Annotated in this window: 9 protein-coding genes; 1 reads left to right on the top strand and 8 read right to left on the bottom strand. The window is 72.6% G+C overall.

Annotated features, from left to right (window positions below; genetic code table 11):
- Positions 1 to 61: 61 nt before the first annotated feature.
- Together AB0I42_RS23225 and AB0I42_RS23220 are read right to left on the bottom strand one after the other, a co-directional pair.
- Positions 62 to 973, bottom strand: coding sequence for an NAD(P)-binding domain-containing protein (locus AB0I42_RS23225; protein WP_357539910.1), 912 nt, complete (start codon positions 971 to 973; stop codon positions 62 to 64).
- Positions 970 to 1,839: an NAD(P)-binding domain-containing protein gene (locus AB0I42_RS23220; RefSeq protein WP_357539908.1), complete on the bottom strand. Its 870-nt coding sequence runs from the start codon at positions 1,837 to 1,839 to the stop codon at positions 970 to 972. Before AB0I42_RS23220 ends, AB0I42_RS23225 begins: the two co-directional genes overlap by 4 nt.
- A 151-nt stretch (positions 1,840 to 1,990) precedes the next feature.
- Between AB0I42_RS23220 and AB0I42_RS23215 the strand changes: the two genes are divergently transcribed.
- Complete coding sequence (locus tag AB0I42_RS23215) at positions 1,991 to 2,392, top strand: helix-turn-helix domain-containing protein (protein ID WP_357539906.1); 402 nt, start codon at positions 1,991 to 1,993, stop codon at positions 2,390 to 2,392.
- Positions 2,393 to 2,607: 215 nt separating this feature from the next.
- On the opposite strand, the gene AB0I42_RS23210 is transcribed toward AB0I42_RS23215, so the two are convergent.
- From AB0I42_RS23210 to AB0I42_RS23185, 6 genes are all read right to left on the bottom strand, one after another.
- Entirely contained in the window at positions 2,608 to 3,225 is a 618-nt protein-coding gene (locus AB0I42_RS23210; protein WP_357539904.1) for a hypothetical protein, read from the bottom strand.
- A 184-nt stretch (positions 3,226 to 3,409) separates the two neighbouring features.
- Complete coding sequence (locus AB0I42_RS23205; protein ID WP_357539902.1) at positions 3,410 to 3,568, bottom strand: hypothetical protein; 159 nt, start codon at positions 3,566 to 3,568, stop codon at positions 3,410 to 3,412.
- Between the two features lie 252 nt (positions 3,569 to 3,820).
- Positions 3,821 to 6,307, bottom strand: coding sequence for a tetratricopeptide repeat protein (locus AB0I42_RS23200; RefSeq protein ID WP_357539900.1), 2,487 nt, complete (start codon positions 6,305 to 6,307; stop codon positions 3,821 to 3,823).
- Positions 6,308 to 6,517: 210 nt separating this feature from the next.
- The gene (locus AB0I42_RS23195; protein ID WP_357539916.1) at positions 6,518 to 7,189 is read right to left on the bottom strand and encodes a right-handed parallel beta-helix repeat-containing protein; all 672 of its coding nucleotides are present in this window, start codon (positions 7,187 to 7,189) and stop codon (positions 6,518 to 6,520) included.
- A complete protein-coding gene (locus AB0I42_RS23190; protein ID WP_357539898.1) occupies positions 7,129 to 7,974 on the bottom strand; it encodes an RICIN domain-containing protein in 846 nt (281 codons plus the stop codon). Before AB0I42_RS23190 ends, AB0I42_RS23195 begins: the two co-directional genes overlap by 61 nt.
- A 196-nt stretch (positions 7,975 to 8,170) precedes the next feature.
- On the bottom strand, positions 8,171 to 8,503 hold the full coding sequence (locus tag AB0I42_RS23185; protein ID WP_357539896.1) for a hypothetical protein: 333 nt from the start codon (positions 8,501 to 8,503) through the stop codon (positions 8,171 to 8,173).
- Positions 8,504 to 8,573: the final 70 nt, after the last annotated feature.

Below are 8,573 nucleotides of genomic sequence, written 5' to 3'. Positions count from 1 at the left end.
GCGGGCGGCCACGGCACGGAAGGCGGCCCGACACCGCCGGTGGCGGGCGGCCACGACCGGGCTATCCGTCCGTGGCCCTGACCACCTCGTAGAGGGCCGTCCAGTTCCTGGTGCCGTAGCCGGCCGCGATCGCCCGTTCGTAGTGCGACCTGACCGCCTTCGGCAACTCGACGTCGACGCCGGCCTTCTCGCTGGTCCGTACGATGTGCTCCGCCGTGGCGCCCATCATCAGGGCCGTGCTCAGGTCACCGGGATACTTCCCGGCCTCCAGTTCACGGGCCAGTTCCAGCCCGTCGCCGACCATCGCCGGAATTCCGGTGAGCATGCCCACGGCACCGGGCAGGAACTCGGCCGCCGGGACACCCGCCGCGGTGACGAGGCTCGTGGCGTGCAGGAGGCTCGACAGCGCGGTGAGGAACACTGCGAGATTGGCCTGGTAGAAGAGTTGGGCCAGGCCGGGATCCGGGCCGAGGTACCTGGGCTCGCCGAGCAGCCCCAACACCGGCTCGTGGCCGCGGAACGCCTCCTGCGGTCCACTGTAGAAGACGTACGAGCCGGGGTTGCCGACCATGGGAGCCGGCACCATCACCCCGCCGGTGACGAAGGTCGCCCGGTGCCCGGCGGCCCACGTCGCCGCCTCGCGGGAGGCGTCGGGGGTGTCGGAGCTGAGGTTGACGAGGACCTTGCCGGCCAGCGCGTCGGCGTGCCGCCGGTCGGTCACCACCGGACCGAGGATGTCGTACATCGCCTGGTAGTCGGTGAGGCTGAGGATGATCAGGTCGACGCCCGCCACGGCCGCGGCGGGCGTCGGCGCCAGCGTGGCCCCCTCGGCGACCAGCCCGGCGGCGCGGCCCGGCGTACGGTTCCACACCATGACCGGGTGCCCGGCCCGCAGCAGCGCGGCGGCCATCGCCCGGCCCATCGGGCCCAGGCCGACGACCGTGACCGGGGCGGGACTGCCGGTGCCGTTCACCGGGTGCTCCTCAGTTCCTCGAACATGCGGGCGGTGCCGTGCCCGCCGAATCCGGCGGCGATCTGCCGGCGGACGATGTCGTGCACCGGCTTCAGCACCGCCGCGTCGACCCCCTGCTCGGCACTGGCCCGTACCAGCGTGGCCAGGGCGGTTTCGGTGAACCGCAGGCTCTGCTGGCCCTCGCCGGTGTAGTCGGTGCTGTCGACGGTGGCGGCGAGGCCGGCCAGTTGGCCGACCATGGCGGTGAGGAAGGGCATCTGCCGCTCCGCGAACCGGGTCGCCGACACCCCCTCGGCGCCGACCAGCGCCGCGCCGTGCATGAACCCGGCGAAGACGGTGTACATGCCGGCGAGCATCGCCACGTCGTACAGCGCGGCCAGCCCGGCGTCCGGCCCGAAGAAGCTGCTCGCACCCCACAGGTCGAGCAGGTCCCGATGCGTCTCGAAGGCGGCGGCCGAGCCGCTGTAGAAGATCTCCGAGCCCGGCCGGCCGATCATCGGCGGCACCGCCATGATCGCGCCGTCGAGGTACGTGATGCCGTGCCGGGCGGCCCAGTCGGCCAGTTCGCGCGCCTCGTCCGGCGTGGTGGTGGTCAGGTTGACCACCGTACGTCCGGACAAACCCGGGGCGACCGGATCGAGTACGTCGTGCACGGACCGGTGGTCGAAGAGGCAGACGACGATCACGCCGTCGCCGGCGACCGCCTCCTCGACACCGTCGGCGACGGTCGCGCCGCGCTCGCCCAGCGCCTGCGCCCGGTGCGGCGTACGGTTCCACACGACGGCGCGGTGGCCGGCGTCCAGCGCCGCCGCCGCGAGCGCGCTGCCCATCGCTCCCAGTCCCAGGAACGTGGTGCTGGTGGTCAACAGATTTTCCCCTTGTCTGCGAGATGGTCGGCGGGCGCCCGATGTCCATCCTGCGCAGCCACTCTCTGACCGACAAGTACCTACTATTTTGTTCAATACTCACCCTTTGGTAAGTATTGGAGGTGACCTCGGACGACGTGGGAGGACGCCGATGGCATCGAAGGCGAGGCGGGGCCCGTACATCTGCGGGATCGACGCGGCGATGGACGTGGTGTCGGGCAAGTGGAAGTCGCTGATCCTGTGGGAGCTGGACAACCACGGCACCCGCCGGTTCGGCGAACTCAGGCGCGGCCTGACCGGCGTCAGCGAGAAGATGCTGATCCAGCACCTGCGCGAGATGGAGGAGGACGGCCTGATCAGTCGCGAGGTCTACCGCGAGGTGCCGCCCAGGGTGGAGTATTTGCTGACCGAACACGGCCGGTCGCTCAACGCGGCCCTGCGCCCGCTGGGCGAGTGGGGGACCGGGCGTTGTGAGCGCCTTGCCACCGGGGGAGACCTCACGTCCCCGTGGCCGGTGGGCGCACCCCTGTTGCAAACAGGTGGCAACAGCTAGATACTCGCGGGGTGGATGGCGCCGCCACGCGGCCCGTCCGGGCCGAAACCGAGCAGGACCGGATTCGGCCCCGGCAGGTGGGTGCCCGACGACACGCGATGATCGTCGTCGTCGGGACCCGCCGCTCCCCGTGGGAGAACGACCACCAACGCGCGGGCCGGCCGGCGGTTCCCCCTCGGAACCGCCGGCCGTCGTCGCACCGGTGATCTGGTCGGTCAGGCGATCTGATACCCGCTGACCGAGGCGGTGTAGGACGAGTATCCGCAGAACGCGCCGCCGTACCCGGTGATCGAGATCGAGCCGTAGACGCTGCCGTCGGTGTAGAAGGTGTAGGACGCCTGCCCGGACACCGGCGTGTAGATGCAGGCGGTGATGCTGGAACTGCGGGTGAAGTTGTTGATGTACGTGGCACCGATCGCCGAGTCGGGCGCGATGTACACGGTGCCGCCGGACACCGAGACGTACGCGACGTCGAGGTAGGTGCCCGACGACGGGAAGCAGTCGGCGTTGGAGCCGAACCGGATCGCGCCGACCTGCGGGCTCCCGGCCGGGAAGCCGGAGCTGAGGCAGACCTCGAGCGGGTTGATCCCGTTCGTGGTGACGTTCGTGACGGTCGGGCCGAGCACCAGCGTGCCGGTCCGGGTGAACCCGGTGCCGCCGGCGTTGCCGGAGATGGTGACCCAGAACGTCGGGCCGGTGACCGCGAGCGTACCGGCGGACCGGGCCTTACCGGTCGACGTCCGGTCCTCGGCGGCCTGCGCGGGTGCGCCGGCGAGCAGCAGGAGGGCGGCCGCCGCGGCGGCGACCACAGGGGCGAGACGGGAGATCTTCATCGGTTCCTCCGAACCTGGTACGGCGGATGGTGGGCCCGGCGGAGGGAGTCTGCCGGGCCCGGCGGATTGCTTGCGGTGCGGGAACCGCCGCCGCCCGGATCGGGCGGCGGTCGGCGCGCGGTGCCGCTTCGTCGCGGACCGGCCTTCGGCCTTCGGCCTTCGGCCTTCGGCCATCGGCCCGCGGTCAGGCGCAGTTCGCGCCGACGACGGCGGCCACGGCCAGGACCGGCGGCGCGCCCTCGGGGATCGGGTGCCGGCGCGGCTCGCGCCCCAGGCATCCCTCCGGTTCCGGCGGGAAGCAGGAGCCGGCGCCGCCGTCCAGGTGCGGCCAGAGGTGGTTCATCGGGATCGGCCGGTCTCAGTCGAACAGGTGCTCGACGACGGTGATCACGACGTGCTTGCCGACGTGCAGCAGGGCCTCGGCGAGGTCGTCCAACATGGAACCCACGTCCTTTCGGGGGTTCCCGGCGGTGGTGCCGGGAGCGGTTTTTCCGCTGCGATCAGCGTCGCTCCCCGGCGGGGCCACAACCATGTGGAAGCACCCACGGAACCACCCACGGAACCGGCGGCCATGCGGCGGCCGGCGCCGGCCCGGTCACGGCGGCAGCAGGGCGTAGAGGTCCGCGGACGGTACCGGCCCGTCCGTCGACGACACCGCCGCCCGCAGCGCCTCCGCGATCCGTATCCCGGTCTGGAACTCCAGCGACCGGTAGTGCGCGAGGGCCGCCTCGGCCAGTTCCGCGGCCGCCGACCGGTCCGCCCGGCGCAACGCCAACCGGCCCAGGCCGACCAGGGCCAGCCCGGGCCCCCAGACGTCCCCGAGCCGGCGGCAGGTCTCGAGGCCGGACTCGTACAGCCGCCGGGCCCGACCGTCGTCGGCGCCCGACAACTCGACCGCCTGCGCGATCACCAGCAGCGACTCGGTGTCGCCCAGTTCGTCCTGTAGCCGCCGGAACAGTTCGCGGCTGCGCTCGGCCAGCCGTTCCGCCTCCGCGTACCGGCCGGTCGCCGTCGCCAGCAGCGCCTGCGCCGTGTAGACGTCGGCGGTCGCCCGTACGTTGTTCGCCCGCTGGAACAGCCGCAGCGACTCGTCCAGTGCCGGGGCGGCCAGCTCGGTCCGGCCCTCCTGCACCAGCAGGATGCCCAGGTTCAACAGCGCGGTCGCCACCACCCGCTCGTCGCCGGCCCGCCGGGCGGCGGCCAGTGCCTCGTCGTACGTGCGTCGGGCCGCCGCCGGATCGTTCGCGTACTGCTGGGACATGGCCAGGTTGCTCAGCGTGCCGGCCAGTCCGACGTCGTCACCGGCCCGCCGCCAGAGCACCACCGCCGCCCGGTAGCGGGCCACCACCTCGGCGTGCTCGACGCCGACGTAGTGACCGAGGGCGGCGGCCGCGTTGAGCGCCCGGGCCCGGTGGCGGGCCAGCGTCGGATCCACCGGATCGGGGTCGCCGGCGGCCAACGCCTCGTCCAGCCAGCGCCGGCCGTCCGCGATGGCGCCCCGCCCGTACCAGAACCGCCACACCGCACCGGCGATCTGGACGGCCGTCTCCGGCTCGCCGGCAACTCGGACCCGGGCCAGCACCACCGGCAGGTCGTACCGCAGGTCCTCCATGCGGTCCAGCCAGTGTTCCTGCTCGGCGCCGGCGAGCCCCAGCGCGGCCTGTTCCGCCTCGGCCACCACGTACCCGGTGTGCCGGGCCGCGGTCGCCTCCTCCTCACCCAGCTCGCGCAACCGTTCGGCGGCGAACTCGCGGACCGCCTCGTACATCGCGAACCGGCCGTCGGCCAGGCCGCTGTGCAGGTGGTGGTCGCCGATCGCGGCCAGGCCCTCCAGCACGTCGAGATCCGCGTCGCCGCCCGCGCAGACCAGTTCGGCGGCCTCGACCGTGTATCTGGCCGGGAACACGCTGAGCCGGGCGAGCAGCCGCTGGGCGGGCGGCGGCAGCAGGCCGACGCTCCAGCCGATCGCGGCGGCCAGCGTGCGCTGGCGGTCCGGCGCGTCCCGGGGACCGGCGGTGAGCAGGCGGAGCCGGCCGAGCCGGCGGTCCAGCCGGTCGGCGATCACGTCCACCGGGAATAGGCCGACCCGCACCGCGGCCAGCTCGATTGCCAGCGGCACGCCGTCGAGCAGCCGGCAGATCCGGGCCACCGTCGCCGCGTTGGCGTCGGTCAGCCGCCAGTCGGACCGGCGGGCCGCGGCGTGCCAGGCGAACAGCCGTACGGCCGCGGAGCGGGCCAGCAGCGCGGCGTCCCGGGGTGGGTCGGCGTCCGGCACCGGCAGCGGGTCGAGCCGGTATTCGTGCTCGCCCCGGATGTGCAGCGCGACCCGGCTGGTGACCAGCACCTTCAGGTTCGGGCAGCGGGCCAGCACGGCGGCGACCGCCGCCGCGGCCGACAGGACGTGTTCGAAGTTGTCCAGCAGCAGCAACAGCCGCCGCTTGCCGAGTACGCCGACGAGTTCGGCGACGTCGCCCCGCCGGATCTCGCCGCCGGCGGCACCGATGAGGTGGGTGACCACGTCCGCCGGCCCGGCGACGAGGGTGAGGTCCACATCGCACACCCCGTCGGCGAAGTCCGCGCCGACGGTTTCGGCCACCGCGAGCGCCACCCGGGTCTTGCCGACCCCGCCGGTGCCGGTCAGCGTGACGATCCGTACGTCGGGGCGGGACAGCGTGCCGACCACCGCCCGGCTCTCGTCCTCCCGGCCGATCAGCGGCGTCGGCGGCGGATGGACCTGGCGGAACGTGACCGGAGGGGGAGCCGCGGCGACCGGCGTCCCCGGTGCCGGGGCCGCGCCGGCCGGTGTGGCCGGACCGGCCGGGCCGGCGCCGGTGGCCGGACGTCCCCGGGCCGTCTCCTCGAAGACGGTCAGGTCGGTGCCGGTGAGCCGCAGCGCGGCGGCCAGCCGTCGGGCGGTCTCCCGCTGGGCCGTACGCACCTTGCCGCGCTCGATGTCGCTGATCGTGCGTGCCGCGACGCCGGACCGCTCGGCGAGTTCCTCCTGGGTGAGGCGGGCCGCCCGGCGTACCCGCCGCAACAACCGCCCGAATTCGGCGTCCTGGTCGTGCGCGCGAGTCAACACCTACCTCCGGGGCGGCGAACCACGCTGCGTCGCGTCTTGGTGGCATGTCGTGCGCAGTCACCGTAGACCGGTGGATCGCCGCGCCGGAAGATCGGCCGCTGTCGCCTTTCGTACAGCGCACCGTGGGCGACCGGTCCGGTGTGGACCGACGCCGACGGCCGGGCGGCGGGTCGGTGCCGGCCGCCCGGCCGTCGGGTGTGGTGCCGTCGCTCAGTTGCCGATCGCGGCCTGCGGGCCGGCGTACGTGCGTAGCAGGGCGGGCACGTCGGCCGCCGGGTGCAGCGTGTACGGGTAGAAGGCGCGCGGGTCGAAGGCGGTGCCCTTCTGCCGGACCTTGCCGCTGTCCCACGGGCTGTTGACGGTGATGTTGCCCCGCTGGACGAGTTCGCCGGCCTCGACGTAGTAGGGGTTGCGGACGTTCTCGTAGTAGCTGTTCTCGATGACGGCCTTGGTCAGGCCGCGCACGTAGTTGCCGTACGAGGTGTTGTTCTGCAGGTAGTTGTTGTACATGTGCAGGTTGGCGATGTTGTCGGCGCTGGGGTTGCGGGTGCGGGTGTTCTGGAACCAGTTGTGGTGGATGGTGATGCGGGCGGTGACGTTGTCGGTCCAGCCGATGCCGAACGTCTTGTTGTTGTCGGCGAAGTGGTTCCAGGACACGGTCAGGTTCGTGGTGTCCTTGCGGCTGTCGAGGAGGCCGTCGTTCATCCGGGTCAGCCGGTTGTGGTCGATCCAGATCCGGTTCGCGGTGTCGAGCTGGATCGCGTCGTAGTCGTAGGCGTCGTCATCGGGGTCGTCGTCCGGCATGAGGGTGTCGCGGATCGTCAGGTTGCGGATGATGACGTTGGAGACGCCGGTGCCGAGGAAGAAGCCGCCGCCGACGATGTGGCCGCTGGTGCCGACGCCGACGATGGTCTTGTTGGAGGCGACCCGCAGTTCGGTGCCCTTCGGGCTGATGTTGATGGTGCCGGCGACCCGGATGACGTACGGGGTGCTGGCGGTGACGTATACCGGTTGAGGTCCGCCTGGTTCGTGACCGTGACGGTCTGGCCGCCCGTGCCGCCGGTCACGCCCTGCGCGAACCCGTCCGGCACGTTGGAGTAGGGGACCGAGGGGCCGCCGATCCTGGTCAGCAGCCACTGCTGGTTCCAGCCGTCGAGGTCGGTGTACTGGGAGACGCGCCCACCGTCGGCGGTGGACCACTCCCAGACGTCGAGTGCCTTGCGGCTGTGCCGGTTGACCAGCCGGATGTGGCCGTCGCCGGTGTCGACGACCCCGAAGTGCTGCCGGGTGTCGGAACTCGCGTCCTGCTGGGTGAGTTCGGCGCCGTCCTGGGCGCTGGCGATCTGCAGCACCTTTCCGCTGTGCCGCGACCGGACCTGGTAGTAGCCGTTGTCGACCGGGACGAACTGCCACTGCTGCTGGTAACCGTCGTTTCGGGCCCACTGCACGATGGGCGCCCCGTCGTTCGTCGCGAAGTCGAAGACGTCGACGGCCTTGCCGCTGTGGCGGGAGGTGAGGACGTAGTGGGCGCCGGTGTCGATGGTGACCGCCTGGGACGGCGCCGCCGACACGACGACCAGGCCGGCGGCGACGACGGCGGTGGCCAGCGCCGTGGCCGCGAGTGCGGCCGGCCGGCGCCGGGGGCGCCGGTGCGATACGTCGAGCATTTCGATCTTGCCCCTCTGGTGTGGGATCGGATCGGTGGGGCCGGAGCGTCAGTGCCCCACCCGTGCGTCGATGCCTCCGCTGCCCGGCGCGAAGCGTTGGCCATCCGACCGGGCGCGGCTCCCGAGGGCGCCCCGGATGGCTGTGGGGCACCACGCTAGGTGCCGGCGCGGACCAGAGTCGATGAAGTCGATCGATCTAATGCCGGTCGGTGCCGGTGAACCTCTCGACGGGCGTACGGCGTCCGGCGCGGAACGCCTCGAGCGCCCGGTGCGGCGGGATCGCCGATGCCGCGAACAGCACGCTCCCGTCGGCGGCGACGTAGATCGAGCCACCGCCGCGGACCGGTTGGAACACGACCACGCCCTCGTCGTCGGCCAGCAGCCGATACCCGAGTTCGGCGCCGGGGGCGATCCGGCCGAAGAGTTCGGTGCCCCGGTCGATCAGGCGCTGCTGCGCCGCCGTCGGGACCCGCTCGCCGGCGGCCGGTGCGGAGCCGGCGGGGCGGTCGTCGTGGGGTTGCCCGCTCATCGTCCGCTCCTCCGGTCTGGCTCGGCTGCGACGGACGCCCGCGTGGGCGCCCGGGGAGCCACGGTACGCG

The organism is Polymorphospora sp. NPDC050346 (assembly GCF_040655695.1).
Taxonomy (GTDB): Bacteria; Actinomycetota; Actinomycetes; order Mycobacteriales; family Micromonosporaceae; genus Polymorphospora; species Polymorphospora lycopeni.
The sequence above is the reverse complement of the archived record's forward strand: the minus strand, read 5'-3'. Positions and strand labels throughout refer to the sequence as shown.

Excerpts from the sequence above, each read along its gene's own strand:
- AB0I42_RS23185 (WP_357539896.1), bottom strand. The coding sequence starts at position 8,503 with ATGAGCGGGCAACCCCACGACGACCGCCCCGCCGGCTCCGCACCGGCC.
- AB0I42_RS23210 (WP_357539904.1), bottom strand. The coding sequence starts at position 3,225 with ATGAAGATCTCCCGTCTCGCCCCTGTGGTCGCCGCCGCGGCGGCCGCC.
- AB0I42_RS23215 (WP_357539906.1), top strand. The coding sequence starts at position 1,991 with ATGGCATCGAAGGCGAGGCGGGGCCCGTACATCTGCGGGATCGACGCG.
- AB0I42_RS23190 (WP_357539898.1), bottom strand. The coding sequence starts at position 7,974 with ATGCTCGACGTATCGCACCGGCGCCCCCGGCGCCGGCCGGCCGCACTC.
- AB0I42_RS23205 (WP_357539902.1), bottom strand. The coding sequence starts at position 3,568 with ATGAACCACCTCTGGCCGCACCTGGACGGCGGCGCCGGCTCCTGCTTC.